A 25,347-nucleotide genomic window follows, 5' to 3' on the forward strand; every position below is an offset into this window, starting at 1 on the left:
GCATACGATGTAAATGGATAGCAAGCTATGTTTTATGATCGATTCCGCTCGACGGGTTACATGACCAACTGGGCAGCGCGCCTTCTGGCGCGGACGATCGATACGCGGCTGAAGCCAATCGGAATGTCGTCGGGCTACATGCCGGTGATGTTCGCCCTGGCGCATGGCGCGGCGCTGTCGCAGCGCGCGCTGACCGAATTCGCAGAGATCGAGCAGCCGACCATGGCGGCCACGCTGTCGCGCATGGAGCGCGACGGGCTGATCCGGCGCCGCCCCGACCCCGAGGACCGCCGCGCCTGGCTCTATTCGCTGAGCCCGGAAGGCCTGGAGAAGAGCATCAAGGTGCGCGAGGCGGGCCGCGAGATCAACGAGGCGGCGCTCGCCGGCCTGTCGGAGGCCGAGCGCGAGGCGCTGCTGGCGGGCCTGGCCAAGGTAGTTGCAAATCTCGAAACGTTTCTCGGAAGCGCGAAGGCCACGCGATAGCCGGAGCATCGTCTACGTGCCGAGATTCTCCCGGAAGCGACGTGAGCCGCGCAATTCGGTCCCGTCACGCAGGATGATGCGCAGGTCGCCATCTCCCGCCGGTGCCGTCTCGGCGACGAAGCGGCGTCCGACCAGGAGCGAACGGTGGACGCGCGCCATGTCAGCGCCCGCTTCGCCAAGCTGCTCTTCCAGCGCCCCGAGGCTGGAACGCGCCAGATGGGTGCGGCCGGCCGCGCGAACCTCGACATAATTGCCCGCCGCCCGCGCCCATTCCACGGCGGCGGCGTCGAGCATGATGGTTCGTCCGCCCGATTTGAGCGTTACGCGGCCCGTCGTCCGCGCTTCCGCCCGCGCAGTGGCCGCATCGCGCCGCAATTCCTCGACCGCGCGCAGGATAGTCAGGATCATCAGCGCGAGCGCGTATGTCAGCGCATCCTTGCGGTACTCGTAGACGAGGTCCGTCAGCGGCTCGTCGAAGAAATCGATCGGCCGCTCGAACAGGACGGCGAAGACGGCCTTGCGCAGCAGGATCATGCCGGCGACGTGCAGGCCAGAATAGACCAGGCTGCCGGCGACATGCGCCGGAACAAGAATGCGCCAGTTGCCGGGCTCGACGGGGAAACGTCGCTCCCACAGGGCAAGGAGCGGCATCAGCGCGAGAATCACGGCGATGCTGGTATATTCCAGCAGCCAGGGCTCGACCGGAGTGACCGGCAGGCCGAACCGCGCCGCGTCGGTGACGAAGGAGGAGGCGTTCACCGCCGCCACCGCCAGCATGAACGCCACCGCGATCGCCAGGAACCGGTGCAACACGCGGCGGTCGATCTCCCGCTCCGACACTGTCTCGGGGATGGGCTGGCCTGATCCGTGGCTCATCGGCGCCGATTCTCGTCCCGCATCAGCCGCCGCTCGTCCCGGGCAGGACCCACACCGCCACCGCCCGTCCCGCCGGTCTGCCGTCCATCCCCGGGCGATTCCGGTATCGCCGCGCCTCGCCTAGCCTCCGTGCCGCATCGCCGTCTCACCGGAGTTCTCCCATGCCTTCAACCGCCGTGCCCGGCCGCCTTCACGATCTCGACTGGCTCCGCATCCTCGCCTTCGGCCTGCTCATCCTCTACCACGTCGGCATGTTCTACGTGACCTGGGGTTGGCATGTTAAGAGCACCCACGCCTCGCCGATGATCGAGCCGGCCATGGCGCTGCTCAATCCGTGGCGGCTGACCTTGCTGTTCCTCATCTCGGGCATCGCGGTTCGCTTTGCGTTGGACAAGACCTCGACACTGCCTTTCCTGCGCGACCGCACGCTGCGCCTGTTTCTACCGCTCGCTTTCGGAATGGCCGTGGTGGTGATGCCGCAGGCCTATGTGGAGCTTCTCTCCAAAGGGGAAATCCCGCCCGGTATCCTCAGCTTCTGGTCGACCTACCTTGGCCTGCCGCCGGGCCCCTATTCGATCATCACGCCGACCTGGAACCATCTCTGGTATGTCGCCTACGTGCTGGTCTACACGATCGTCGCCGCGCTCGCCGGCCCGGCGCTGAACCGCCTGTCGGCCGTCGCTGCGCGATGGTCTGGCGCCGCCGAGGCGGATCACACCGGCCTGCTGCTCATCGGCGCGATGGCCCTGCCCTTCCTCCTCTACAGCGCAGCTCTCGACCCGATCTTTCCGACCACCCATGCGCTCGTCGACGACTGGGCCGCTCATGCCCACTACCTGACCGCCTTCCTGCTCGGCTATCTGATAGCGAGGGATCCTCTCTTCTGGAGAGCAATCGCCCAGCACTGGCGCAAATCAGCTCTCCTGAGCGTGTTGCTGGGCGGAGCAATTGTCGCGGCACGACTGAACCTGGACGTCTGCCGTGCAGACCCCGCGCTCTTCCTGGCGATCCGGCTTGTTCGCATGCTCTACGCCTGGACGGTCATCGTCGCTCTGCTTGGCGCCGCGCAGCGCTGGCTCAACCGCCCCGGCCCCACGCTGGCCTATCTTACCCAAGCCGTCTTTCCGTACTACATTCTCCACCAGACCCTGATCATCCTGATCGGCTTCGCCCTGCTCGACGCGGGCCTGTCCGCATCGGTCGAAGCGGCGCTCCTTGTCATCGGAACCCTCGCCGGTTGCATCGTCGGTTACGAGGCGGTCCGCAGGATGGGGCCGGCGCGGATATTGTTCGGGCTGAGATGGCCGGACGTATCTCGCATCAAACCCGCAGACGTCTTGCCTGCATCTGCAGAGAGGCCACGCACGCGGGAGATCGCTTAGAACAGCCCCTCGATATACCCCATCTCGTTGAGGTAGATCTTCTCCGACGACGGGGTCTTGGGCAGGCCGGGCATGGTCATGATCTCGCCGCAGATCGCCACGACGAAGCCGGCGCCGGCCGACAGCCGGACCTCGCGCACCGGCACGACATGGCCGGTCGGCGCGCCGCGCAGGTTGGGGTCGGTCGAGAACGAATATTGCGTCTTGGCCATGCAGACCGGCAGGTGGCCGTAGCCTTGCTGTTCCCACTGGTGCAGCTGGTCGCGCACCGACTTGTCGGCAATCGCCTCCGAGCCGCGGTAGATCCGCTTCACCACCGTGTCGATCTTGTCGAACAGCTTCATCTCGTCGGGATAGAGCGGCGAGAACTGCGACGCGCCGCTCTCGGCCAGTTGCACCACCTTGTGCGCCAGATCCTCGATGCCGGCAGAGCCGTGCGCCCAGTGCTTGCACAGGATCGCCTCGGACCCCTGGCTCGCGACATAGTCCTTCATCGCCTGGATCTCGGCGTCGGTGTCCGAGACGAAATGGTTCATGGCGACCACAACCGGCACGCCGAACTGCTTCACGTTCTCGATGTGGCGGCCAAGGTTGGCGCAGCCCTTCTTCACGGCCTCGACATTCTCCTTGCCGAGGTCTTCCTTCTTGACGCCGCCGTTCATCTTCATCGCCCGCACCGTGGCCACGATGACGGCTGCGGCCGGCTTCAGCCCCGCCTTGCGGCACTTGATGTCGAAGAACTTCTCCGCGCCCAGATCCGCGCCGAAGCCGGCCTCGGTGACGACATAGTCGGCGAGCTTCAGCGCCGTCGTCGTGGCAACCACGGAATTGCAGCCATGCGCGATGTTGGCAAAGGGACCGCCATGCACGAAGGCCGGATTGTTCTCCAGCGTCTGCACCAGGTTCGGCTGCATGGCGTCCTTGAGCAGAACGGTCATCGCGCCGTCGGCCTTCAGGTCGCGGGCATAGACCGGACTCTTGTCGCGGCGGTAGGCGACGATGATGTCGCCGATGCGCTTCTGCAGGTCTTTCAGGTCGGTGGCGAGGCACAGGATCGCCATCACTTCCGAGGCGACGGTGATGTCGAAGCCCGCCTCGCGCGGATAGCCGTTGGCGACGCCGCCCAGCGAGCAGATGATCTCGCGCAGCGCCCGGTCGTTCATGTCCATGACGCGGCGCCAGGCGACGCGGCGGGTGTCGATGCCGAGCTCGTTGCCCCAGTAGATGTGGTTGTCGATCAGCGCCGAAAGCAGGTTGTGCGCGGTGGTGATGGCGTGGAAGTCGCCGGTGAAGTGGAGGTTCATGTCCTCCATCGGCACGACCTGCGCGTAGCCGCCGCCGGCCGCGCCGCCCTTGACGCCGAAATTCGGGCCGAGCGAGGCCTCGCGGATGCACGTGATCGCCTTCTTGCCGATGCGGTTCAGCCCGTCGCCCAGGCCGACCGTCGTCGTGGTCTTGCCCTCGCCCGCCGGCGTGGGGTTGATCGCGGTGACGAGGATCAGCTTGCCGTCCTTGCCGCCCTTCTTCGAGGCGATGAACTCGGCCGAGATCTTCGCCTTGTCGTGGCCGTAGGGCAGCAGGTGCTCCTCCGGGATGCCGAGCTTGGCGCCGATCTTCATGATCGGCAGCTTCTTCGCGGCGCGCGCGATCTCGATGTCGCTCTTGTATTCGGCCATGGCGGTCTCCCCCATCTGCAGGCGACGGCTCCTCCCGTCGGTGCGGCGCATCAAGCCCGAGCGAGGATGTTTCCGCCGTCCCAAAACAGCCGCCGAATACGCGAAAAACGACAGGCTTGGAAAGCGCCCGCCCGCTATGTCAGCACGCGGCAGGAGACTTCGGCGACGGGTCCTGACGTTTCGCGACCCGACGCGTTATCCTGTCTGCAGATGTAGGAGGACAAGATGAGCTATGTCGACGGTTTCGTTCTCGCCATCCCCAAGGACAGGCTGGATGACTATCGCAAAATGGCCGAACTCGGCTGCACCGTGTGGATGGAGCACGGCGCGCTGTCCTATCTGGAATCGGTCGCGGACGATGTGCCTTACGGCGAACTCACCTCGTTTCCCCGCGCCGTGATGGCGAAGGAGGACGAGACGGTGGTCTTCGCCTGGATCACCTATCGCGACCGCGCCCATCGCGACGAGGTCAACAAGAAGGTGATGGAAGACCCGCGCATGAACTTCGACCCGGCCGATGCTCCCTTCGACATGAAGCGGATGATCTTCGGCGGCTTCTCCGCCATGGTCGAGCGGTGATGGCAAAGCGGGATCTGCATGGGCATGGACCACCCGTCTAGTCGGAAAGACTAAGACTCCGGGCCTGGCTGAGCGGCCCGGTTTCCTTCCAATGGCCGCGAATCACGGGTACAAGGAACGGGAAGGAACCGGCGGCTGTCGTGTACGTTGTGGCGGTGCCTGCAAAGTCCGCGAGTTCATCCTATCTAGGCCTTGATGATCAACGACCGCCATACCCTCCCCCGGACCCTCGCCGCGGCGCTGCGCAACCAGCTGCCCCATTTCGTCAAGGTGGGCGAGGACGATCCCTGCACGACCATCGCCTCCTACAATGTCCACAAATGCGTCGGCACCGACGGCCGGTTCGATCCCTCTCGCACCGCGGCCGTGGTGGCGGAGCTTGACGCCGACATCGTGGCGCTCCAGGAGGCCGACGAGCGGCTCGGCGAGCGCGTCGGCCTGCTCGACCTCGAGGCGCTGGCGAAATCGACCGATCTCGTGCCGCTGCACATGCCGCAAGGCACGCGCAGCCACGGCTGGCACGGTAACCTGCTGCTCGCCCGCGCCGGCGTGGTTCAGGAAGTCAAGACGATCCATCTTCCGGGGCTGGAGCCGCGCGGCGCGCTGATCGCCGACCTCGAGATCAAGGGCGTCCACTTGCGCATCATCGCGGCGCATTTCGGCCTGTTCCGCCACTCGCGCAAGCGCCAGGCCAACGCCGTGCTCGAGGCCGCGCAAGGCGTCATTCGCCCGACCGTCATCCTGGGCGACCTCAACGAGTGGCGCGTCAACACGCGCTCCTCGCTTCTGTCGCTTCTGCCGCATTTCGGGCCGCTCAATGCCGTGCTGCCGAGCTTTCCGTCGCGCTTCCCGCTGCTCGCGCTCGATCGCATCCTCGCCCGGCCGCAGACGATGATCTCCTCGATCGAGGTGCACCGCTCGCCGCTAGCGCGCGTCGCCTCCGACCATTTGCCGATCAAGGCGCGCCTCAAGCTCGCCGGCGCCGCGGCGGAGGGTGTTCGCGATGCGGCCTGACGTCCGTCTCACGGCTGGAGGGTCCTGAAGGGCGCGGCGATGGACACCGCCATCACCAGGACGGATGAGGACAGGGCCACCGCGGGCAAGAGCGGCCTGCTCCTGGTCTCGGAAAACGACGACGCGCTGGCCGTGCGCATCCTCGCCGCCCGCAGCGCCACCGCCACACTCGACCTGATGTACTACATCCTGCGCGACGACCGGTCGGGCGGGCTGCTGCTCAAGGAGATCGTCGCCGCCGCCGACCGCGGCGTGCAGGTGCGGCTCCTGATCGACGACATCAATCCGCAGTCGAGCGACGAGACCTATCTGGCGCTCAACAGTCACGCCAACATCGAACTGCGCCTGTTCAACCCCGCCGGCCTGCGCAACGGCTCGATCTTCCGCTGGCTGGAGCTGGTATCCCGCGCCTTCGCCCTGACGCGGCGCATGCATGCCAAAGCCTTCATCGCCGACAGGCGCATTGCGATCGTCGGTGGCCGCAACGTCGGCGACGAATATTTCGAGCGGACCGATTCCGCCTTCCGCGACCTCGACATGCTGATGCTAGGGAGCGCCGTGGAAGACACGGTGGCGATCTTCGAGCGCTATTGGACCTGCCCCGCCTCGCGGCCGCTGCATCTGGTGCACCCGACGGTACGCCGCCGCTCGGCAAGCAGGCTGCGCGTGGCCGAACTCGACGCCGCCAAGGTGATCGGCGATGCCCGTTCGATCGACGATTTCGTCGCCGCCCATGGCGGCATGCGCTGGTCGGACGGCGCGCGCGTGCTCGCCGACCCGCCGGAAAAGGTGCACGGCCGCCACTTCCGCTCCTGGCTGATGCGCACGCTGATGGTCGAGATACGCTCCGCGGAGCGCCGGCTGGAGATCGTCTCGCCCTATTTCATTCCCGGGCGCAGGGGTGCAGCGATCCTGGAGGAAATGGTCGGCAAGGGCGTAAGCGTCACCGTGCTCACCAATTCGCTTGCGGCGACCGACGTCGCGGCCGTGCACGGCGCCTACGCAAACTATCGCAAGCGGCTGCTCAGGGCAGGCGTAGCTCTCTACGAGTTCCAGCCCGCCGGGCGGCCGAAGAGAATCTCGGTCTTCGGCTCCAAGGGCGCCAGCCTGCACACAAAGGCCTTCGCTGTCGACGAGCGGCTGGGCTTCATCGGCTCGTTCAACTTCGACCCGCGCTCGGTTTCGCTCAATGCGGAAATGGGCGTGCTGTTCGAGGATCCGGGGCTGGTCGCGACCCTGCTCGACCATTTCGAGGCCGAGCGCGATCCGGACGTCAGCTACCGGCTCACGCTGGAGGGCAGCCGCATCCGCTGGAATCGCTCGGAGGGCGAGAACAGGCTGCGCTACGGCGAGCCCAAGGCAAGCGTCGGCCGGCGGCTGCTCGCTTTCGTCGTGCGCTGGCTGCCGATCGAATCGCAGTTGTAACGACTGGAAAGCCGGCCGGGACGCTCAGCTCGTCGCGAGCAGCCCGTCGATCAGCCGACGCACCGCCGCCTTCGCCTGATCGGCCGTGCGACCCTGGTCCTGGCGCAGGCGATACCAGACGTCGAAGCTGAGCGCTGCCAGGTAGGCGTCGAAGAGGGCCGCGTCGCGCTTCACCTCGGGAGGCAAGATCGTGCACAGCCGCTCGATGTCGGCATCGACGGCGCAGCGGTGCTTGGCCTTGAGGTAGTCGGACTGCAAAAGCCGCGCATTCGCCTGCACCTTGAAGGGCATCACCCATTCGAAGGCCTCGGCGCGGCGGTCGATAAGTTCGAGGATCTTGCCCCGCCAGTCGCTGGCGATGAACGGTCTGCTCATGATCGGCTGGATCTGCGCGTCGATATGGTCGCCGACCTCCTGGTAGAGGCTGTCCATATCCTCGAAATGGCGGAACACGGTGCGAAGCCCGACCTTGGCTTCTTCCGAGACTCGCTCGGCGCTCGGCATGATCTCGCGGTTGCGGATGAGGGTGATCAGCGCGTCGACGATGCACTTGCGGCTGCGCTCGGCACGAAGGCGGCGTCCGTCAGGCAAAGACACATCGTCCCGCAGCCGCTCGGCCGTCATGGTGTCGAATGTGGTCTCAGACATCTGCCTTTCTCCTTTCGCCGTTGCGAGCTTACATCATCTCCACAACTGTCGTCTTCCCTCTCCTGTTCCCCGCCCGGATTTTCCTGGACGGAGAGGACGGCCGGTCTGTCCCGGCCGCCCCTCAAACTCCGACTTAGCGGCCGGAGTAGTTTTCGTTCTGGTTGATCTGGAACCCGTCGGTGCCGGTCACGGTGGCGCTGGCCTGGCCGGAGACGACATGCGACGCGGCCTGCGAGCCTTCGATGGTCTGGCCGTAGGGGTTCACGCCGTAGAAGGCGGGGACTTCCTGAGCACCGGCAACGCCGGCGAGACCGAGGAGAGCGACGGAAGCGAGGAGGAACTTGTTCATTGTCTTTGCCTTTCGTTGAGGTTGGGCGCGGAGGCGGCGCATCGCCCGCCTCCCGTGCCGTGTCCCGGCTTACTTGCCGGAGTAGTTCTGGTTGCGGTTGATCTGGAAGCCGTCATGGCCGGGGACGGTCGAGTTCGACTGCTCGCGGACGATGGTGGCCGAATGAGCCTTCTGCTGCGGGGCTTCGACGGTCTGGCCGTAGGGGTTCACGCCGTAGAAGGCCGGGACTTCCTGAGCGCCGGCAACACCGGCCAGGCCGAGAAGAGCGACGGAAGCGAGGATGATCTTGTTCATTGTCTTTGCCTTTCGTTGAGAGGGCGCGGAGGCGGCGGATCGGCCGCCTCCCGTGCCGGATGCCGGATTACTTGCCGGCGTAGTTCTGGTTCAAGTTGATCTGGAAGCCGTCAGTGCCGGTGAGCGAAGCGCCCGACTGGCCGGAGACGATGGTCGCCGAATGGACGGTGCCCTGCGCATCGGCAGTCACGCCATAGGGGTTCTGGCCGTAGAAGGCCGGGACTTCCTGGGCGCCGGCAACGCCGGCCAGGCCGAGGAGAGCGACGGAAGCGAGAACGATCTTGTTCATTGTCTTTGCCTTTCTTGTGGGGGCTCGGCGGCGGCAGTTCGCGTCGTCGTCGTTGGCCTGACGAGGAAATAGGCACCTACAATGCCAATAACAAGTGGCATTGTTGATGTCATTTTATCACGACTTTGTGAGCCGGCTTGTGATGAGGAAAGACGGGCAGGTTCGCCTCTCCGCAGCGCCGTTGGCGTGGCAGCAGTTGCGGGAAGGAATCGCGGTTGTTGCAAAGGAGGCGGAAAGAGCTTTCCCGCAGGCATGGCGCGGTTACGCGCGGCGGCGATATCAGGGCCGTCCCGGCAGCCGGATTCCCCGGCAAGGGAGGGCCGCATGACCACGACCAGCGCACTGCGCGCCTTCACACTCGCCGCCTGCGCGGCGGGGCTCTTATTCTGGATCTACACGTTCCGGCACATCGCGCGCCTGCCGGCGGGCGACGGCTCGGGCTTCCAATGGCTCGCCGAAGTGCCCCTGACCGGCATCACGCTGGCCTGCATGCTGCCGGCGCTGCTGATGTCGATCTCCAACCGCGCGCTACCCGTCGCCGCGTCTCTCGCCGGCGCGGGGATTGTGCTGTACGCGCTGTTGTGGATGCAGCTGCTGCGCGAATTCCAGCCGGGGTGACGGGCACGCCCCATTGGGGCAGGTGCCGCCCTGCCCCTCGCCTCTCAGCCGCGCCGCGCGGCATCGATCGCGGCGACGTCGATCTTCTTCATCTCCATCATCGCCTCGAAGGCGCGCCTTGCTTCCTCGCCGCCGGCGGCCATCGCCTCGGTCAGCGTCCGCGGCGTGATCTGCCAGGAGACGCCCCAGCGGTCCTTGCACCAGCCGCAGACGCTTTCCTGTCCGCCATTGCCGACGATGGCGTTCCAGTAGTGGTCGGTCTCAGCCTGGTCGTCGGTGGCGATCTGGAACGAAAAGGCCTCGCTCTGCTTGAATGCCGTCCCGCCGTTGAGCCCGATGCAGGGAATGCCGGCGACGACGAAGTCGACCGTCAGCACGTCGCCCTTCTTGCCCGACGGAAAATCCGCCGGCGCGCGGTGCACCGCGTCGACCCGGCTGTCGGGAAAGATCTCGGCATAGAACCGGGCCGCGGCCTCGGCCTCCTTCTCATACCAGATGCAGATCGTGTTCTTGGGAATGGGCATGGTGTCTCCTCCTCGGGACTGGCCGGCCGTCTCGGCTCAGGGCGACGGCCGACAGAGAAAAGAAGGGTAGTCTTCGAGAGGCCGCAGACAAGACGGCAGCGGCGGTCTGCTGACGGCTACGGACAGGCGGGGCCTTGCCCGCAATGCGGTCTGCAACGGCGCAATCTGAGGCCAGTTCGGCGACCGTGGACATTCTCGTCCCGATGGGGTTTGATTTCCCTAACGTCATCACGAGACACAGGAGAATTGCATGAGACGTCTGGTTCCCTTGGCCGGTGCCGCGATTTCGCTGTTGCTGGCCGCGTCATCAGCATCCGCGGAAGTGGTCGATTGCACGCCGATCGAGACGGTGCCCGTCGTCATCACGGCGCAAGGCATCTATTGCCTCAAACACGATCTCGCCACGTCGATGACGAGCGGCACCGCGATACTCGTCAACACGAACAACGTCACGATAGAGATGAACGGCTTCAAGCTCGGCGGCCTTGGCGGTGGAACGAACACCACGGCTTATGGAATCGCCAGCTACAGCCGGCAGAACGTCACCGTGCGCAACGGCACCGTCCGCGGGTTCTACAACAACGTCTACATGTCGGGGGGGCTCGGACAGATCGTCGAGGATCTCCGGCTCGACGGCGCCAGAGGCAACGGCCTCTTTCTCGCCGGGTCCAACCTCATCGCCCGCAACAACTTCATCACCAATACCGGAGAGGGCGCAGGCTCAAGCGCGTCCGGTATCTATGTCGACACCGGATACCAAGTTTCGATTACCGGCAACATCATCGGCAGTGTTTCGGAAACGTCGACCTCCAACGGCATTCGTGTCGAATTTGCCGAGCAGTCGGTCATCGACAGCAACGAGATCCATGGCGTTATCGGCGGAGGCACCAGAAACGGCATCTACATAGGAAGCGGTGACCGCAACGTTCTCAGAAACAACATCGTGACCACTTCGTCCGGAAGCACTGGCATTGGCGCATATAGTTCAAGCGACGCCTGCGTCAGGAATGCCGTAACAACAACCTTCGTAACGCCGTATACCGGGTGCGAGACAAGTAGAGAGAACGATTCCTATTAGAGACAGGGCATGCGCGGCATCGCGATTTGCCGGAGCGGGCGACGAGTTTTATCCGCGGGGCGGCCTACCTCCTCAACACCGCGCTCAACACGTCCCTGATCCCGATCGCTCCGACAAACCGGCTCTGATCATCAAACAGCGCCACCGGCGAGGTCTGGCTGCGGTGCATGGCCAGCATCACCGTCTTCAGGCTCGTGCCCGGCCGCGCCCAGAAGACGTGCGGGGCGTCATCGGGTAAGGTTTCGACGTCGTCGCAGGAGACCCAGACCGCCGGCTTGCCGTCGCGCTCGGCCGCCGCCACCAGCCCGTCGGCATCGATCTTGAAGCGCGTCGTGCGGCGGCGGTCGAGCCACAGCCAGCCCTCGCCCGCGCTCTCCAGGTCGCGCCGGTCGCGCATCACGTTCCAGGCGGTCAGCACCGAGAGCGGATTCACATTGGCGATGAAGTCGCGCACATAGGCGTTGGCGGGCTTGAGCACGATGTCTTCCGGCGGGCCGGACTGGACGATTCGGCCGCCCTCCATGATCGTGATCCGGTTGCCGATCTTCAGCGCCTCTTCCAGGTCGTGCGAGACGAAGACGATCGTCTTCTTCAAGGTCTTCTGCAGCTGCAGCAGCTCGTCCTGAAGCTTGGTCCTGATCAGCGGGTCGAGCGCGGAGAACGGCTCGTCCATCAGCAGGATCGGCGCCTCGGTGGCGAAGGCCCGCGCAAGGCCGACGCGCTGCTGCATGCCGCCGGACAGCTCATGGGCGTATTTGTTGGCCCACTGGTCGAGATTGACGAGCTTGAGCTGGCGCGCGACGCGCTCCTTGCGCTCGGCCTCCGGCACGCCTGCGAGCTCCAGCCCGAAGCCGACATTCTCCGCCACGGTGCGCCAGGGCAAGAGCGCGAACTGCTGGAACACCATCGCCACGTTCTTCTGCCGCATGTGGCGCAGCGTCGCCTCGTCGCAGGAGACGATGTCGACCATGCGCTCGCCGTCCTTGACCAGAACCTGGCCGCGCGTGACGACATTGAGCCGGTTGACGGCGCGCAGGAGCGTCGACTTGCCCGATCCCGACAGGCCCATCAGGACGGAGATCTCGCCCTCCTCGACGGTGAGGTTGGCGCCCGCGGCCCCCAGCACCTGGCCGGTCTTCTCCAGGATGTCGGCGCGATCCGCGCCGGCGTCGAGCATGGCGAGCGCGGCCTTCTGGTTCTCGCCGAAGACGATGTCGACGTTGCGGAAATCGACGGCGACGCTCATTTGACGCCTCCCATCTTCACGCGGGAGATGCGGTCGAGGATGATGGCGAGCACGACGATGGCGAGCCCCGCTTCAAGTCCGAGCGGGATGTTGACCGAGTTGAGCGCCCGGACCACCGGCTTGCCGAGACCGTTGGCGCCGATCAGCGCCGCGATGACCACCATCGACAGGCACAGCATGATGCATTGGGTCAGCCCCGCCATGATGGTGGGCAGCGCCGCCGGCAGCTCGACCTTGTAGAGCAGCTGGCGCTTGGTCGCGCCGAAGGCCTGCCCCGCCTCCAGCATCGGCTTCGGCACCGAGGTGATGCCGAGATAGGTGAGCCGGATCGGCGCGGGCGCGGCGAAGATGACGGTGACGATCAGGCCGGGCGCCACGCCGAGGCCGAACAGGATCAGCACCGGGATCAGATAGACGAAGGTCGGCATCGTCTGCATCAGGTCGAGGATCGGGTTCAGCCACGCCCAGGCGCGCGGATTGTGCGCGGCCCAGATGCCGACCGGCACGCCGATCGCCATCGAGGCGGCCGCGGCGCCGACCACCAGCACGATGGTCTCGACCGTCTCCTTCCAGAGCCCCTGGTTGACGATGAACAAGAGCCCGAGCGCCACGAACAGCGCGATCTTCCACGACCGCTGCAGATACCAGGCAAGCGCCACGATCGCGGCGACGACGAGGATCGGCGGGAACCACAGGACGATGTCGATCAGCCCGTCGAGCACCCAGGTGGCGACATTGGCGATCGAGGAGAAGAACCACTCGAAGTTCTGCGTCAGGAAGTCGAAGAACTGCTTGCCCCAGCGCCCCACGGGGATCTTCATACTGCGGATGAGTTCGCTGAGCGGATCCATACCTGGTCTTCCCCCTTGCCGGGAGGTGAAATACCCCCCTCTGCCCTGCCGGGCATCTCCCCCTCAAGGGGGGAGATCTGCAGTTCGAACGCTTGCCCCACTCACCCGCGATCTCGACGGCCGCCGCCCTTGCCGGAAGCCGATCTCCCCTCTTGAGGGGGAGATGCCCGGCAGGGCAGAGGGGGGGTCGCAGCGCCCGCCGTTACAGCGCGCCCTTGACCGCTTCCAGCCCATCCTTGCCGTCGAGCGTGGTTACGCCCGCGAGCCAGGGGGTGATCGTGTCGGGGTTGGCCTTCAGCCATTCCGTCGCGGCGACGGTGGCGTCCTTGCCGTCGTTGAGGATCGCGCCCATGATCTCGTTCTCCATCTTCAGCGAGAAGATCATGTTCTTGAGCAGCGTGCCGACGTTCGGACATTCGGTGGCGTAGCCGGCCCGCACATTGGTGGCGACGATGGCGCCGCCGTAGTTCGGGCCGAACACGTCGTCACCGCCCGAGAGGTAGGCCATCTCGATATTAGCGTTCATCGGATGCGGCTCCCAGCCCAGGAAGACGACGTCCTGCTTGGAGGAGGCGGCCTTCTGCACCGCCGACAGCATGCCGGCTTCGGAGCTCTCGACCAGCTCGAAATCCTTCAGGCCGAACTTGTCGGCCGAGATCATGTCGAGGATCAGCCGGTTGCCGTCATTGCCGGCCTCGATGCCGTAGATCTTGCCGTCCAGCTTGTCCTTGAACTTGGCGATGTCTTCGAACGACTTCAGGCCGGCGTCGAACGTGTATTTCGGCACGGCGAGCGTGTATTTCGCGCCTTCGAGGTTCGTCACCAGCGTCTCGACGGTCTTTGCCTCCAGATAAGGCTTGATGTCGGCTTCCATGGTCGGCATCCAGTTGCCGAGGAAGACGTCGATGTCCTTGTTGGCGAGCGAGGTGTAGGTGACCGGCACCGAGAGCAGCTGCGTCGAAGGCTCGTAGCCGAGCGCGGTGAGCACGACGGAGGCGGTAGCGGTCGTGGCGGTGATGTCGGTCCAGCCGACATCGGCGAAGCGCACCGCCTTGCAGCTTTCGGGGTCGGCGGCGAGCGCCTGGCCGGCGACGAGGCCAGCGCCCAGCGCCAGAAGCACTGATTTGGACTTCAGCATGAACAGTCTCCCATTTTGTCCCGATCGAGGGGAATATCTTTCATTGTGCCCCGAACGAAACACCATTCTTCCGTTCTTTCAAGCCGCGCGCCTGTCCTTTAGCCGTCAGAACGCTGCCTGCCTGCGACGCGCACGGCTGAGGCCGGCAATTTTCGGTGGAACCGCGGCAGGCCCCCTCCCCGTTTCGCGCCGCAGCAATTAAAGGCAGCTGAATGGCCAAGCTCTACTTCCATTATGCAACGATGAACGCGGGCAAGTCGACGATGCTGCTGCAGGCGTCGCACAACTACCGCGAGAGCGGCATGCACACGCTTCTGCTGGTCGCCGGCCACTACCGCAAGCAGGACCAGGGCTACATCTCCTCGCGCATCGGGCTCGAATCCGACGCGGACGTGTTCCGCGACGGCGACGACCTGTTCGAGCTGATCGCCGAGCATCACCGCCACCGGCCGATCCACTGCGTCTTCGTCGACGAGGCGCAGTTCCTGGAGGACGCGCAGGTCTGGCAACTCGCCCGCATCGTCGACCGGCTGGACATCCCGGTGATGTGCTACGGGCTGAGGACCGACTTCCAGGGCAAGCTGTTCTCCGGCTCGGAAGCGCTGCTGGCCATCGCCGACGAGCTGCGCGAAGTGCGCACGATCTGTCCCTGCGGGCGCAAGGCGACGATGGTGGTGCGCCTCGGCCCCGACGGCAAGGTGGCCAAGCAGGGCGACCAGGTGGCGATCGGCAAGGACGTCTACCGCTCGCTCTGCCGCCGCCATTGGGAGGAGGAGATGGGCCGCGTCGACCCGGAGGACTTTATCGGCTTTACCGGCGGGTGACGCGGGAATGCCAACCTTTACCGATATTTAATGCAACGATCTGAGGCGAGCCTCGTTGGTCCGGCATAGGGACAACGTCACGAGGCAAGTCAATGAAGATCTTCAGCAAAACAATCTGCGCGGCCATCGCGCTCACCTTCGCGGCGGGCTCGGCCCTGCCGGTGGCCGCCGCTCCGCTCGTCGCGCCAAACACGCAGACGGAGGCGACCGGCGGCAATCTGCTCAATGTCCAAATGAGTGACCGGCAGCGTCAGTGGCGGTTCGACAGGCGCCAGGACCGTCGCGAGGACCGGTTCGAGCGCAGGCAGGATCGTCGTGAGGCACGTTTCGAGCAGCGCAACGGCCGGGTACTACTACAACGGCCATCGCGGCTACCGCGACAAGCGGCCCGGCTACCGGTACCACAATGGCTGGTGGTTCCCCGCCGGTGCCTTCATTGCCGGCGCGATCATCGGCAATGCGATCAACGGCTCGACGTCGGCGCGACCGGCCAGTTCGGCGCATGTCGACTGGTGTTACAACCGCTATCGCTCCTACCGCGCTTCGGACAACACGTTCCAGCCTTATAACGGCCCGCGCCAGCAGTGCTATTCGCCCTATAGCTGATCCCGATCGGCCCCGCCCGAAGCCCGCCCGCATTGGGCGGGCTTCCTTTGCCTGCCGCAACATTCCTCCGGCCCGGCGACTTTCAATCGAAACACTGCACCCATATATTCGCCCGCGTGACCGAACGTCGGCCCCGGAGGGAATTCATGGCGACACTGCAGAACTTCGATTCCGAGATCGAGAAGACCAAGCGCACCGTCGAGGACATGCGCTCCAAGATCGAGCAGTCCGGAATCCTGCTGGAAAAGTTCGCCAAGACGGATGCCAAGATCGGCCAGGCCGACTTCGATATCGAGAACGCCCGCATCGAGGACGTGCTCAAGCAGCAGAAGACGATGGAGGCGAACATCGCCGACCTCATCATCGGCCTCGAGGACGCCACCAACGTGTTCGGCACCGAATTCGAGACGATGAAGAGCTTTACCGGCTGGGAGAACTTCATCGGCGTCTTCTCGCAGCAACGCAAGCAGCGCATGCGCACCGAGCGCGTGCGCAACATGTCGCTGGCCGGCAACCTGCAGGAACTGCTCGCCAAGTCCGACACGATCGTCGGCATCCTGCGCGAGCAGAAAAACGTCCTCGAGCAGCGCTACAAGACCTCGGAGGCAAGCCTCAGCCAGGTGATCGAGCGTCGCAAGGTGACGATGGAGAACCTCACCGCGACGCAGAAGCGGATCGAGGAGCTGAACCCGCTGCTGCTCGACATCGAGAACAAGATCGCCGCCTCCACCAGCCAGCAGGAGCGCACGCAGCTCGAAGGCGACCGCTCGAAGCTCGCGACCGAATACAACGAGAAGCAGGCGAAGGAGCAGGAACTGCTTGCCGAGAGCCAGACACTGGAACGCTACACGTCGATGTTCCAGACCTTCGTCGATTCGCTCAACAACCAGATCGCCGCCCAGTCGACGCTGATCAACAAGCTGACCATCGACACCGAGCAGCGCATCGTCCTCTACAAGGCGCTGGAGGATTCGCTGAAGACCGCGGCCCAGCAGGACGTCGCGCACAAGATCAACACGCTGGGCAGCCAGGTGGACAACACGGCCGAGGAGACCATGGCCGGCATCGGTGCTGCCGCCCAGAAGCACATTGGCGACCTGCTCGAAATGCACGAGAAGAACATGGTCACCACCGCCGACATCCAGCGCCGCAAGAAGCTCGCCGACGATGCCTTTGCCCGCCGCTTCGATGAGGTGATGCGCAAGCACAATTCGGCGGATTACGTGAAGGCTTGAGGGCGGAACCTGGGCCATATCTCAGATGACGCTGTTCCTCGCTGCCTCTACACGGAATCGGTTGAGGTGGGTGCCGGACATGCGCGGACCTCAGGAGTTTCGGACTACACGCGCGCGGACGCTGCGCAAGGCGGACAACGACGCCGAAAAGGCGCTCTGGTCAGAATTGAAGGGACGTCGGCTTGGTGGCTTTAAATTCACCCGGCAGTTTCCAATCGGACCGTATTTCGCCGATTTCGCCTGCCGCGAGAGCCGACTGGTCGTTGAGTTGGATGGTAGTCAGCACCTCGATAGTGCCTATGACCGCAGACGAGATCGTTTCATGGCAGAGGCAGGTTGGTCAGTGCTGCGGTTTTGGAATATTGACGCATTGAAGGATCGCGACGCGGTGTTGGACACGCTGATTGCGGCGCTGGAGCGGCGCATGGAGCCTGTGGAGGCGCCGGACCTGCGCTTTGTTCCGGCGGCAAACTATAGAGGTAGTTTCGTAACCGCTGGCGTCGCCCCTCACCCTTACCCTCTCCCCGTGAAGAACGGGGAGAGGGAGGCATCAACGTCGGCGCCCCCCTCTCCCCGTTCTTCACGGGGAGAGGGTAAGGGTGAGGGGCAGTAGATTAGATGGCCATAAGCCAAGACAACCCCGCCGCCCGCTACTTCGACGCCATCAACGCCGCGCTTGCTGGGCTGGACATCTTCCTGCGCGACGATTCCTCGCCGCTCTACCGGCACGACGTGATCGCGCAGGTGGTGGCGGAATATATCGTGCGGCTGGAGCACTCGTTCGGAGCCTGGCGCAACCGGCTGGGCTTCATGGAGAGCTTCCGCATCTCCCGCGCCGAGAGCGGCTTTCCGGTGTTCCAGAACGTGCTGGAACTGGAGAACGACCGCCGCACCGCCGAGCAGCGCCTGACCGCGATCCCCTCCCCCGAGGCGCTGCGCGCCGAGATGGCCGACTTCATCCTGCGCCATAAGGCGATGCCCACCGAGCTGCAGCGCATGATGGCCGAGCGGCTCTACCTGCAGGAGGTCTCGACCGGACAGGTCTTCGCGCCCTTCGTGCTGCCCAAGACGGTGAAAGTCTCGGCCAATCCCAAGACCATGCGGCCCTACTACTTCGTCCACTGGGGCGCCTTCGACGGGCTGGCCAACCTGCCGCTGGTCTACATGGCCGCGGTCGAGGATTCCTCCGACAAGATGGTCGACACGCTGGTGACCCGAGACGGCCGCCTCAACGAGAAGGTCGAGATCCCGCTGCCGGTCGAGGGCCTGCTCAATCCCGAACTCGCGCACAGGTTCGACGACTTCGCCGCCAAGAACTCCGCCTACACGCTGACGCCCGCCACCATCGCCGGCAATCTCGACAAGGATTTCGAGACACTACACCCCAAGCAGCTGCGCCGCTTCGTGCTGGGGCCGTTCTACTCGGCCGGCATCACCGAAAACAATTCGACGGTTCAGCAGGTTCTGGAAAAGGTACGCAAGGCCGAGAACGCCTGGCTGCTGACCTGGACCGTGCAGGAGGTCTACTCCAAGAACGAGCGTCCCGGCCGCCGCGGCCTCTTCTCCAGCGAGAAGGCGACTCAGGAGTTCTACATCAACACCGACGACCTCGAAGCCGCCCGCATGGGCGTGTCGAGCTACGAGAAGCACGCGCTCGTCCCGCACGAGGCCTACCAGGCCCTCTACGCCGCCGGCGAGGCGCAGAAGATCTTCGGCGGCTACAAGGTGCACATCCTGTCCGGCGGACGGGTGATTTCAGATGTCTGATTCACCGGCGAACTCAGACCACATCGCAAATTTCATCAAGCAACACGCACCTGCAAGTGCGATTGCGGTCAACATGATTGTTTGGATCATCTTCCCAATTATCTACTTCGTCAGACAAGTCCCGATTCACAAGACCATCGACATCGCAATACCCACGTCAGGATTAATAGTTGCTTTTTTGATATTTGTAACAGGATCGAAAAACGTAATATTTACTGCAACAGCAGCAGTTTTTTCCAATATAGTTATTCTTTTCATTTTTATTTTTACAACAGGATATCGCCCGGGGATTGGCCTTAATGGCCCAGGTGAAGGATTCGAGCCAAAAGCCGTTGCTATCCTTACTGCAGGTTATCTTTTGATGATCGCCTTCGCCTTGCTAATCTTCATGGTGGTCAACAAGTTCGACCGCAAGGATAATTAAGAGGTGGAGACGACATGGACACCGGCCTGACGACCATCGACGAGAAGGACATCGACAAGCATCGCGCCACCGCGCAATCGATGGTGACGCGGGTGATCGTGCTGGAAGCCTCCACAGGCCTCGCCAACACCGGACTCGCCGGCACCGGCCGCCGCTTCGTCTCGACGGTCTCGACCGGCTCGGTCCAGCGCACCAAGGAGGTCGAGCTCGCCAAGCGCATCGCCGCCGTGCGCCCGGACGACCAGATGCTGTCGATCCTGCAGCACACGCTGCTGTTCCGGGCGCGACGCGGCCTCGCCGTAGCGCTCGCGGTCGCCGATGTCTTCGCGCGCGGCAACGATCTCGAGGCCCTGCAGGCCAAGAATGCGCGTGCGCCGCTGGAGGGCGAGGAGGCTTCGAACTTCAAGAAGCTCGTCAACGCCTCGGCCTACGTCGCCGCCTTCGCCTTTGCCTCCTATCTCGCGCAGACGATCGAGGCCGACGGCGAGCCGCCGAACGACATCGCCGAGCCCGACTTCCTGTTCGACACCGCGCAGGATGCGCTGAAGTCGCTGGTGGCAGGGCTCGACACGGCGCTTGCCGGGTCGAAGGACGACCACGACATGATGGCGCGCGCGAAAGCCTTCGCCCGCATCGCGATCGAGGGCCTGCTGACGCGAAAAGGCCGCTTCGACGGGCTCGGCGCCTTCGAGGACGCGCATATCCGCATCGAGGCGGACGACTTCACCCTCAACGGCTTCGACGTCGCGCCCGGGCAGAAGGCCAAGCCCCTGGTGATGACCTTCAAGAAGCCGGAGGAGGTCGTCGGCAACCACATCGCCAAATACCAGGCAGTGAAGCTCGCCAAGATGCTGGTCGCCTACGATTTCGACCGGCAGATGAACCCCTTCGTCGAACTGGGCGGCTTCCTGTTCACCTTCATCGGCGACGGCGCGCCCGGCACCGGCAAGACGACGCTGATCCAGATGATCGCCGGCCTCGTCAACGGCCACTGCCAGGTGGCGGGCTATCCGTTCCACTACCAGAACTTCGGCGTCGACCAGATCTCGTCCTATCAGGGCAAGTCCGGCCAGAACTGCCGCGCCTTCGTGGAAAACGTGCTGAACCCGAAGGCGATCGGCTTCGGCACCATCGACGACATCGACCAGGTGGCGGCCAAGCGCTCCGACGACCGGGCGTCTGCCGGCCAGCACGAGATCACCGGTGTGCTGATGGACGCCTTCTCCGGCGCGATGACCGTGGTGCGCGGCAACGCCTCCTTCGGCATGTTCTCCAACTATCCGGAGAATGTCGACGATGCGCTGCGCCAGCGCGCCGGCGCCCGCTGGCTGGTCGACGGCCCGCAGAGCCGCGACGACTATATCGACATCTTCGTGCTCCTGGCCGGCAAGAACCACAAGATCCCCCTCGGCGAGCACCAGCTCTACGCCGCGCAGGAGATCCAGCGCGCCGTCGACAATGCCTATGAGAGCCATTCGAAACCGCACGAGGACGGGCTGATGCGCGTCTACGAGCGGTTCATGAAGGAGAACGGCCAGCCGAAGACCATGGCCGACATCGGCACCTACCTGCACCTGATCAAGGAAGCCGAGCCGCGCTTCACCGGCCGCGCCATCAAGAACGTCACCGACGCGATCAAGATGCGCGCCATGGACATCGAACTGCCTGACGACTGGTTCGAGAAGCCCGAAACCTTCATGCACAAGCCCTACGACGACAAGAAGGCGATGATCGAGGAACTGCGCGGCCCCTTCGACATGGAAATGGTGATGCAGGAGGTGAACCGCTACGCCGACTCGGAATTCCGCTACTCCGACAAGTCGGACGACGCCGCGGTGTCGAAGCTGGTGCGCGACGCCAAGCTGCGCGAGCGGGCGGTGAAGGAGATCGAGGAGATGAAGGCGAAGGGGTTGTGGGGGTAGGACGGTGGAAACGGCTTCGGAGATCTACCTGGCATGCGTGCGTCCGCACATATGGATAGTATTTCTTGCGGGGCTTGCCGTAGTTGCCTTTCGCAGTGGTGATCGCTGGAAAGCATATGATCAGGCCCAGCGAATTCCGCGTCACAAGAATGGATTGCCCAGCCTCGAATACATCCGGGAAGCAGGTTATGCTTCGCTTCGGCTAATTGTTCCTTTCTGGATATGGATGTTTGTGTTTGGCATTCCCATGATAATTATTGATGTTATATTTGGGCCACCCGCCAATTGAAATCCTTGGCTCGAGACTGTAAATTGTGGCGTGGCTGGCTAGAAATGGTGACGACATGCCCGAAGCAGGTATTCTGGAAGCACGCAACTCATTCAGCGCTTTGATCGAACGGGTTGAGAAGGGCGAGGAGATCACCATCACCCGTCATGGCAAGGCCGTCGCGAAGATCGTCCCGACGGATCCGCCTCGCGATGTCGAGAAGGCACGAGCCGCCGTCGCGGCAATCCGCGAAATGCGCAAAAAGGTCAAACCCGATCCCGACGGTCTCACGATACGCGATTATATCGAAATGGGTCGACGCTATTGAGTGTCGTGGTCGACAGTTCGGTGGCACTGAATTGGGTCATGCCCGACGAGGATCGAGCCTTGACCGAAGATCTTATGGACATCGTCGCCACGACAGGTGCGGTGGTCCCGGCGCTCTTCCGCATCGAGGTGGGAAACTCGCTGCTGATGGGTGCCAGGAGAAAGCGCATCGAAGACGGCTACATCCACGAGGCTCTCGACCTGATCGGTCAACTGCCTTTGCGCGTCGACAAATCTGGTGCCGATTACATCTGGGACACGACGATCGATCTCGCCGCCGCCTACGGACTGACGCTGTATGACGCGACGTACCTCGAGTCGGCCATCCGCCTGGAGCTCCCGCTCGCGACACTGGACGCAGGCTTGGCACGGGCGGCGAAGCTGGCTGGCGTTCCGTCGCCTTGGCCCCAGCAGCATGTTTGATCGAAGCTGATGGACCTCCTCCGCGACAACGACCTCATCTACGGCCGCCTGCTCACCGTCGACGAGCCGCATCTGATCGAGCGCTACAACAAGGCGTTGAAGGCGTTCGGGCTGAAGCCGACGAAGCTGCAGTCGTTCGAGATCGACCGCACCGGCTTCTCGCCGCAGATCGCCGGGGAACTGGATGATCCGCAATATCTCGACCCGAACGAGGTCAACCGCCGCTTCATCATCCTCACACCGGCGCAGGCCGAGCTGCCGGTGGTGCACACCGCCTTCTCCAACACCTCGCAGCTGATGTTCGAGTTCTATTCCAGCAACCGCCGGGTGATCGACGCGCTGACGATCAAGGATGTGATCTACGGCGAGATCGAAGATTCCGTCTCGAAGGTCGAGGACATCGAGGACCTTTTGTCGATCAACCAGGTCGAGTTCCGCGTGCTCTCGGCGGAAGACGTGCTCGGCAAGGCGGGCGAGCTCGCTGCCCTGGTCGACCGGCTGACACTGGAGCCCGACGCCTGGCGCGACACGGCCATGCTGGAGCGGATGGTTGACCTCGCCAAGGTCACCGGCGACATCCGCGAGAACAGGCTGGTGCCCGACCGGGTGATCTTCCGCCACGAGGCGTTCTGGACCAGCCATTTCGGCGGCATCTACGTCTTCATCGACAAGGAGATGACCACCGTCATCTCCGATCCCGCCGCACCCGGCTTCCGCCGCTCCCGGCCCTGGCAGGTGAGCTATCTCGGCATCCGCGATGCCGAGCGCGTGTTCCGCTTCCTCGCCTCGACCGGACGGCTGGACCTGCCGCGCGCCTCGTGGATCGAGACCTCGAACTATCTGGAGCACCGCGCCGAGATGGCGGTGCGGGCGCTGATCCACAGGCAGCAGCCGAACCTCGACTTCGACAAGGTCGACAAGATCTGGCTGCAGACCTGGATCCACTCCAATGCCGACCTGATCAACAAGGACGGCGTCTTTCCCTTCCTCAACGCGGCCAAGCGCGAGCTCGCCCAGACGGGCAAGCTGCGGCTGGAGGAGATGGACCCGGAGCGGCGCTTCCTGGTGGTGCGGGCCAAGCCCGACCATCCCGACGCCTGGCTCACCAACCGGCTGATCTCGGATTTCGTGCCGGACGATTTCGTCTCCCGCTACGTCTTCAACAAGCAGAGCTTCTACAAGGAATACGAAGCCTGGCCGGCGCGCTGGCGCGCGCATGTTGTCGAGACGCTTAAAACCACATATCTCAAGGACAAGGCGGCGTTCCGCGAGCGGCTCTACGGGCTGAAGGACTGAACGCGAGACATATTCGCAGGCTGAGGGACCCATGCTCGATCCGATCGTCGCTTTCGTCACCATGGTGTTCCAGTGGATCGGCCGCGCCATCGGCCTTTTGATCGGCGTGCTGATGTGGCCGTTCCTGTGGTTCGGCCGCTGGTACCTGCAGAAAGGCTGGATCTTGAAGGCTGGGCTCGGCGGGGCGATCCTGCTGCTCGCCGCCCTCTACGTCTATTTCATCTATTCCACCCAGCGCTGGACGGATTTCGACCCCGACTACGTCGCGAAATACAATTTCGAGCAGCGCCGGCGTTCTGCCGGCGAGCAGGCGGCCATGCCGCCGCAGCCCTCGCCCGCGATGGCAACGGTCGAGGCGCCGGTGACCTATCCGACCGCCACCGCGAACACAGGCCCGTCGGTGGCGGATGCGCCAGCTGCTGCCGCTGTCGCCCCGGCCAGCGGCCGAAGCTGCGGCCGCTCGGCCATCGCCGAGGTTGCCGCCGACCTTACGGATTTCAACGTCAACCGGAATCCGTGGATCTCGTCGATGATCCTCTACAAGCTCGGCCTGTTCGGGCTTTCCTGGGACAAGACACCCTTCCTCGACAACAAGGCCTCGTTCCAGCGCGGCATCCACGAAGCGATCCGGCGCACCGCGACGGAGCTGGCCGACAATCTCGGCCGCGTGCGCGGCACCTCGCAGATCGATGCCAACCTGCAGAGCGCGCGCGGCAACGCGCAGTTCGACGAATACACCTGGTATGTCGGCCTGAACCCGCCCGGCCCCAAGACCCCGACGCCCGCCTACTATCGCGAGATCGTGCGGGACCTGCGCGCCTTCGACGACCGGCTCGCGCGCTGCGAGGCCGTATTCGACGCCCGCGCCGACAACCTGATCCAGTATCTCGACCGCATCGCCAGCGCGCTGGGCGACACGTCCGCGATCCTGCGCGAGCGCTCGGAGAACTACAATCGCGGCTTCTTCGACACCCGCGCCGACGACCGCTTCTGGTTCGCCTACGGTCAGCTCTACGCCTATTACGGGCTGATGACCGCGTCGCATGCCGATTTCGAGGACGTGATCCGCGAGCGCAACCTCGACAATCTGTGGAACGCGATGGAGGCGCAGTTCCGCTCCGCGCTGAAGATCCGCCCGTGGATCATCGTCAACAGTTCGGAAGACGGGCTGTTCGCCACGCATCTGGCGACGATGGGCTTCTACGTGCTGCGTGTGCGCTCCAACCTGATCGAGGTGCAGGCCGTGCTCCAGCGCTGAGAGACTGTTTCGAAATTCGCTCTGGCGAGTCAGCTGGTGGTGGTTTCGAGAACCGGAGCGGAGCGGACATTTAGGTCCGTGAGCACCGGAAGCGCAGAAAACGCCATCAGATGGCCGTCAGAGTAGAATTTCCAAACAGTCTCTCTGGCGCGGCCGGTCTGGACATCCTGCACGATCGGGTTATGTGAGCGACAACGCCATTCGCGAAGGAGGGCGCCATGCCTCCGGAAACGGTCACGAAGCCGAGGGTCAAGGTCAAGCCGAAGACCGAGCGGCCGAAGCTGCACAAGGTCATACTCGTCAACGACGACTTCACGCCGCGCGAATTCGTGGTGATGGTGCTGCGCGGCGAGTTCAAGCTCACCGACGACCAGGCCTACCGTGTGATGATCACGGCGCACCAGAAGGGCGTCTGCGTCGTCTCGGTCTATCCGAAGGACGTCGCCGAGACGAAGGCCGCCCGCGCCACCGACGCCGGCAAGGCCGCCGGCTTCCCGCTGATGTTCACGACCGAGCCGGAGACGTGA

The 25,347-nt window shown here is 64.1% G+C and carries 28 protein-coding genes and 1 pseudogene; 19 read left to right on the forward strand and 10 right to left on the reverse strand.

Translation table 11 applies throughout. The features are described from left to right. Positions 1-60: 60 nt before the first annotated feature. On the forward strand, positions 61-483 hold the full coding sequence (locus tag LRS09_RS02030) for a MarR family winged helix-turn-helix transcriptional regulator (RefSeq protein WP_257803946.1): 423 nt from the start codon (positions 61-63) through the stop codon (positions 481-483). 12 nt (positions 484-495) lie between these two features. On the opposite strand, the gene LRS09_RS02035 is transcribed toward LRS09_RS02030, so the two are convergent. After that, entirely contained in the window at positions 496-1,359 is an 864-nt protein-coding gene (locus LRS09_RS02035) for a LytTR family DNA-binding domain-containing protein (protein WP_257803947.1), read from the reverse strand. A 161-nt stretch (positions 1,360-1,520) separates the two neighbouring features. Between LRS09_RS02035 and LRS09_RS02040 the strand changes: the two genes are divergently transcribed. Beyond that, positions 1,521-2,741 (forward strand): acyltransferase family protein, encoded by a 1,221-nt coding sequence (locus LRS09_RS02040; RefSeq protein WP_257803949.1) that lies wholly within the window; start codon positions 1,521-1,523, stop codon positions 2,739-2,741. Here the strand turns inward: LRS09_RS02040 and LRS09_RS02045 are convergent. Continuing rightward, on the reverse strand, positions 2,738-4,417 hold the full coding sequence (locus LRS09_RS02045; RefSeq protein WP_257803950.1) for a formate--tetrahydrofolate ligase: 1,680 nt from the start codon (positions 4,415-4,417) through the stop codon (positions 2,738-2,740). The two genes, LRS09_RS02040 and LRS09_RS02045, sit on opposite strands and share 4 nt — an antisense overlap. Before the next feature lie 225 nt (positions 4,418-4,642). Between LRS09_RS02045 and LRS09_RS02050 the strand changes: the two genes are divergently transcribed. The 3 genes from LRS09_RS02050 (at position 4,643) to LRS09_RS02060 (ending at position 7,435) form a co-directional block, all read left to right on the forward strand. Further along, the gene (locus tag LRS09_RS02050) at positions 4,643-4,996 is read left to right on the forward strand and encodes a DUF1428 domain-containing protein (protein ID WP_257803952.1); all 354 of its coding nucleotides are present in this window, start codon (positions 4,643-4,645) and stop codon (positions 4,994-4,996) included. A gap of 195 nt (positions 4,997-5,191) precedes the next feature. After that, positions 5,192-6,010, forward strand: a complete 819-nt coding sequence (locus tag LRS09_RS02055; protein WP_257803954.1) for an endonuclease/exonuclease/phosphatase family protein — start codon at positions 5,192-5,194, stop codon at positions 6,008-6,010. Between the two features lie 39 nt (positions 6,011-6,049). Next, positions 6,050-7,435, forward strand: coding sequence for a phospholipase D family protein (locus LRS09_RS02060; RefSeq protein WP_257803956.1), 1,386 nt, complete (start codon positions 6,050-6,052; stop codon positions 7,433-7,435). Between the two features lie 24 nt (positions 7,436-7,459). Here LRS09_RS02060 and LRS09_RS02065 read toward each other — a convergent pair whose 3' ends face one another. The 4 genes from LRS09_RS02065 to LRS09_RS02080 form a co-directional block, all read right to left on the reverse strand. Further along, positions 7,460-8,083: a TetR/AcrR family transcriptional regulator gene (locus tag LRS09_RS02065; RefSeq protein WP_257803957.1), complete on the reverse strand. Its 624-nt coding sequence runs from the start codon at positions 8,081-8,083 to the stop codon at positions 7,460-7,462. A 133-nt stretch (positions 8,084-8,216) separates the two neighbouring features. Beyond that, entirely contained in the window at positions 8,217-8,432 is a 216-nt protein-coding gene (locus LRS09_RS02070) for a hypothetical protein (protein ID WP_257803958.1), read from the reverse strand. A gap of 69 nt (positions 8,433-8,501) precedes the next feature. Continuing rightward, positions 8,502-8,726: a hypothetical protein gene (locus tag LRS09_RS02075; RefSeq protein WP_257803959.1), complete on the reverse strand. Its 225-nt coding sequence runs from the start codon at positions 8,724-8,726 to the stop codon at positions 8,502-8,504. A 67-nt stretch (positions 8,727-8,793) separates the two neighbouring features. Next, on the reverse strand, positions 8,794-9,015 hold the full coding sequence (locus LRS09_RS02080; protein ID WP_257803962.1) for a hypothetical protein: 222 nt from the start codon (positions 9,013-9,015) through the stop codon (positions 8,794-8,796). 324 nt (positions 9,016-9,339) lie between these two features. On the opposite strand from LRS09_RS02080, the gene LRS09_RS02085 reads away from it, so the two are divergent. Beyond that, positions 9,340-9,633, forward strand: coding sequence for a hypothetical protein (locus LRS09_RS02085; RefSeq protein WP_257803963.1), 294 nt, complete (start codon positions 9,340-9,342; stop codon positions 9,631-9,633). A 44-nt stretch (positions 9,634-9,677) separates the two neighbouring features. On the opposite strand, the gene LRS09_RS02090 is transcribed toward LRS09_RS02085, so the two are convergent. Further along, the gene (locus tag LRS09_RS02090) at positions 9,678-10,157 is read right to left on the reverse strand and encodes a VOC family protein (RefSeq protein ID WP_257803964.1); all 480 of its coding nucleotides are present in this window, start codon (positions 10,155-10,157) and stop codon (positions 9,678-9,680) included. Positions 10,158-10,407: 250 nt separating this feature from the next. Here LRS09_RS02090 and LRS09_RS02095 point away from each other — a divergent pair, with 250 nt between their 5' ends. Then, the gene (locus tag LRS09_RS02095; RefSeq protein ID WP_257803967.1) at positions 10,408-11,235 is read left to right on the forward strand and encodes a right-handed parallel beta-helix repeat-containing protein; all 828 of its coding nucleotides are present in this window, start codon (positions 10,408-10,410) and stop codon (positions 11,233-11,235) included. A 64-nt stretch (positions 11,236-11,299) separates the two neighbouring features. Here LRS09_RS02095 and choV read toward each other — a convergent pair whose 3' ends face one another. From choV to LRS09_RS02110, 3 genes are all read right to left on the reverse strand, one after another. After that, positions 11,300-12,481 (reverse strand): choline ABC transporter ATP-binding protein, encoded by a 1,182-nt coding sequence (gene choV, locus LRS09_RS02100; RefSeq protein WP_257803968.1) that lies wholly within the window; start codon positions 12,479-12,481, stop codon positions 11,300-11,302. After that, positions 12,478-13,332 carry a choline ABC transporter permease subunit gene (choW, locus tag LRS09_RS02105; protein ID WP_257803969.1) on the reverse strand — a complete coding sequence of 285 codons (855 nt, stop codon included), beginning with the start codon at positions 13,330-13,332 and terminating at the stop codon, positions 12,478-12,480. Before choW ends, choV begins: the two co-directional genes overlap by 4 nt. A gap of 202 nt (positions 13,333-13,534) precedes the next feature. Continuing rightward, entirely contained in the window at positions 13,535-14,470 is a 936-nt protein-coding gene (locus LRS09_RS02110; protein WP_257803970.1) for a choline ABC transporter substrate-binding protein, read from the reverse strand. Between the two features lie 212 nt (positions 14,471-14,682). Here LRS09_RS02110 and LRS09_RS02115 point away from each other — a divergent pair, with 212 nt between their 5' ends. The 12 genes and pseudogenes from LRS09_RS02115 to clpS all read left to right on the forward strand — a co-directional run bounded on the left by LRS09_RS02115 (position 14,683) and on the right by clpS (position 25,347). Next, complete coding sequence (locus LRS09_RS02115; RefSeq protein WP_257803972.1) at positions 14,683-15,294, forward strand: thymidine kinase; 612 nt, start codon at positions 14,683-14,685, stop codon at positions 15,292-15,294. A gap of 315 nt (positions 15,295-15,609) precedes the next feature. After that, entirely contained in the window at positions 15,610-15,900 is a 291-nt protein-coding gene (locus LRS09_RS02120) for a BA14K family protein (protein WP_374684802.1), read from the forward strand. Positions 15,901-16,046: 146 nt separating this feature from the next. Next, positions 16,047-17,135, forward strand: coding sequence for a hypothetical protein (locus LRS09_RS02125; RefSeq protein WP_257803973.1), 1,089 nt, complete (start codon positions 16,047-16,049; stop codon positions 17,133-17,135). Positions 17,136-17,214: 79 nt separating this feature from the next. Beyond that, positions 17,215-17,613: pseudogene (locus LRS09_RS02130) on the forward strand (endonuclease domain-containing protein); the annotation flags it as partial. 140 nt (positions 17,614-17,753) lie between these two features. Further along, positions 17,754-18,902, forward strand: coding sequence for a hypothetical protein (locus tag LRS09_RS02135; protein ID WP_257803974.1), 1,149 nt, complete (start codon positions 17,754-17,756; stop codon positions 18,900-18,902). Next, positions 18,895-19,326: a hypothetical protein gene (locus LRS09_RS02140; RefSeq protein WP_257803975.1), complete on the forward strand. Its 432-nt coding sequence runs from the start codon at positions 18,895-18,897 to the stop codon at positions 19,324-19,326. Before LRS09_RS02135 ends, LRS09_RS02140 begins: the two co-directional genes overlap by 8 nt. Positions 19,327-19,340: 14 nt before the next feature. Then, a complete protein-coding gene (locus LRS09_RS02145; RefSeq protein WP_257803976.1) occupies positions 19,341-21,248 on the forward strand; it encodes an AAA family ATPase in 1,908 nt (635 codons plus the stop codon). A gap of 344 nt (positions 21,249-21,592) precedes the next feature. Beyond that, complete coding sequence (locus LRS09_RS02150) at positions 21,593-21,844, forward strand: type II toxin-antitoxin system Phd/YefM family antitoxin (protein ID WP_257803978.1); 252 nt, start codon at positions 21,593-21,595, stop codon at positions 21,842-21,844. A gap of 5 nt (positions 21,845-21,849) precedes the next feature. Next, positions 21,850-22,266 carry a type II toxin-antitoxin system VapC family toxin gene (locus LRS09_RS02155; protein ID WP_257810103.1) on the forward strand — a complete coding sequence of 139 codons (417 nt, stop codon included), beginning with the start codon at positions 21,850-21,852 and terminating at the stop codon, positions 22,264-22,266. 9 nt (positions 22,267-22,275) lie between these two features. Then, positions 22,276-23,562: a DUF6638 family protein gene (locus LRS09_RS02160; RefSeq protein ID WP_257803979.1), complete on the forward strand. Its 1,287-nt coding sequence runs from the start codon at positions 22,276-22,278 to the stop codon at positions 23,560-23,562. Positions 23,563-23,593: 31 nt separating this feature from the next. Beyond that, a complete protein-coding gene (locus LRS09_RS02165) occupies positions 23,594-24,820 on the forward strand; it encodes a DUF2333 family protein (protein WP_257803980.1) in 1,227 nt (408 codons plus the stop codon). A 218-nt stretch (positions 24,821-25,038) separates the two neighbouring features. Further along, positions 25,039-25,347 carry an ATP-dependent Clp protease adapter ClpS gene (gene clpS / locus LRS09_RS02170; protein WP_257803981.1) on the forward strand — a complete coding sequence of 103 codons (309 nt, stop codon included), beginning with the start codon at positions 25,039-25,041 and terminating at the stop codon, positions 25,345-25,347.

Source organism: Mesorhizobium sp. J428, assembly GCF_024699925.1.
Classification (GTDB): Bacteria; Pseudomonadota; Alphaproteobacteria; order Rhizobiales; family Rhizobiaceae; genus Mesorhizobium_A.

What these genes read in the sequence shown, in the direction of transcription:
- LRS09_RS02135 (WP_257803974.1), top strand. Translation starts at nt 17,754, where the DNA reads ATGGCCATAAGCCAAGACAACCCCGCCGCCCGCTACTTCGACGCCATC.
- LRS09_RS02115 (WP_257803972.1), top strand. Translation starts at nt 14,683, where the DNA reads ATGGCCAAGCTCTACTTCCATTATGCAACGATGAACGCGGGCAAGTCG.
- LRS09_RS02075 (WP_257803959.1), bottom strand. Translation starts at nt 8,726, where the DNA reads ATGAACAAGATCATCCTCGCTTCCGTCGCTCTTCTCGGCCTGGCCGGT.
- LRS09_RS02070 (WP_257803958.1), bottom strand. Translation starts at nt 8,432, where the DNA reads ATGAACAAGTTCCTCCTCGCTTCCGTCGCTCTCCTCGGTCTCGCCGGC.
- LRS09_RS02160 (WP_257803979.1), top strand. Translation starts at nt 22,276, where the DNA reads ATGGACCTCCTCCGCGACAACGACCTCATCTACGGCCGCCTGCTCACC.
- LRS09_RS02045 (WP_257803950.1), bottom strand. Translation starts at nt 4,417, where the DNA reads ATGGCCGAATACAAGAGCGACATCGAGATCGCGCGCGCCGCGAAGAAG.
- LRS09_RS02065 (WP_257803957.1), bottom strand. Translation starts at nt 8,083, where the DNA reads ATGTCTGAGACCACATTCGACACCATGACGGCCGAGCGGCTGCGGGAC.
- LRS09_RS02085 (WP_257803963.1), top strand. Translation starts at nt 9,340, where the DNA reads ATGACCACGACCAGCGCACTGCGCGCCTTCACACTCGCCGCCTGCGCG.
- LRS09_RS02030 (WP_257803946.1), top strand. Translation starts at nt 61, where the DNA reads ATGACCAACTGGGCAGCGCGCCTTCTGGCGCGGACGATCGATACGCGG.
- LRS09_RS02055 (WP_257803954.1), top strand. Translation starts at nt 5,192, where the DNA reads ATGATCAACGACCGCCATACCCTCCCCCGGACCCTCGCCGCGGCGCTG.
- LRS09_RS02035 (WP_257803947.1), bottom strand. Translation starts at nt 1,359, where the DNA reads ATGAGCCACGGATCAGGCCAGCCCATCCCCGAGACAGTGTCGGAGCGG.
- LRS09_RS02090 (WP_257803964.1), bottom strand. Translation starts at nt 10,157, where the DNA reads ATGCCCATTCCCAAGAACACGATCTGCATCTGGTATGAGAAGGAGGCC.
- LRS09_RS02095 (WP_257803967.1), top strand. Translation starts at nt 10,408, where the DNA reads ATGAGACGTCTGGTTCCCTTGGCCGGTGCCGCGATTTCGCTGTTGCTG.
- choW (WP_257803969.1), bottom strand. Translation starts at nt 13,332, where the DNA reads ATGGATCCGCTCAGCGAACTCATCCGCAGTATGAAGATCCCCGTGGGG.
- LRS09_RS02050 (WP_257803952.1), top strand. Translation starts at nt 4,643, where the DNA reads ATGAGCTATGTCGACGGTTTCGTTCTCGCCATCCCCAAGGACAGGCTG.
- LRS09_RS02165 (WP_257803980.1), top strand. Translation starts at nt 23,594, where the DNA reads ATGCTCGATCCGATCGTCGCTTTCGTCACCATGGTGTTCCAGTGGATC.
- LRS09_RS02080 (WP_257803962.1), bottom strand. Translation starts at nt 9,015, where the DNA reads ATGAACAAGATCGTTCTCGCTTCCGTCGCTCTCCTCGGCCTGGCCGGC.
- LRS09_RS02040 (WP_257803949.1), top strand. Translation starts at nt 1,521, where the DNA reads ATGCCTTCAACCGCCGTGCCCGGCCGCCTTCACGATCTCGACTGGCTC.
- LRS09_RS02125 (WP_257803973.1), top strand. Translation starts at nt 16,047, where the DNA reads ATGGCGACACTGCAGAACTTCGATTCCGAGATCGAGAAGACCAAGCGC.
- LRS09_RS02140 (WP_257803975.1), top strand. Translation starts at nt 18,895, where the DNA reads ATGTCTGATTCACCGGCGAACTCAGACCACATCGCAAATTTCATCAAG.
- clpS (WP_257803981.1), top strand. Translation starts at nt 25,039, where the DNA reads ATGCCTCCGGAAACGGTCACGAAGCCGAGGGTCAAGGTCAAGCCGAAG.
- LRS09_RS02110 (WP_257803970.1), bottom strand. Translation starts at nt 14,470, where the DNA reads ATGCTGAAGTCCAAATCAGTGCTTCTGGCGCTGGGCGCTGGCCTCGTC.
- LRS09_RS02150 (WP_257803978.1), top strand. Translation starts at nt 21,593, where the DNA reads ATGCCCGAAGCAGGTATTCTGGAAGCACGCAACTCATTCAGCGCTTTG.
- choV (WP_257803968.1), bottom strand. Translation starts at nt 12,481, where the DNA reads ATGAGCGTCGCCGTCGATTTCCGCAACGTCGACATCGTCTTCGGCGAG.
- LRS09_RS02060 (WP_257803956.1), top strand. Translation starts at nt 6,050, where the DNA reads ATGGACACCGCCATCACCAGGACGGATGAGGACAGGGCCACCGCGGGC.
- LRS09_RS02145 (WP_257803976.1), top strand. Translation starts at nt 19,341, where the DNA reads ATGGACACCGGCCTGACGACCATCGACGAGAAGGACATCGACAAGCAT.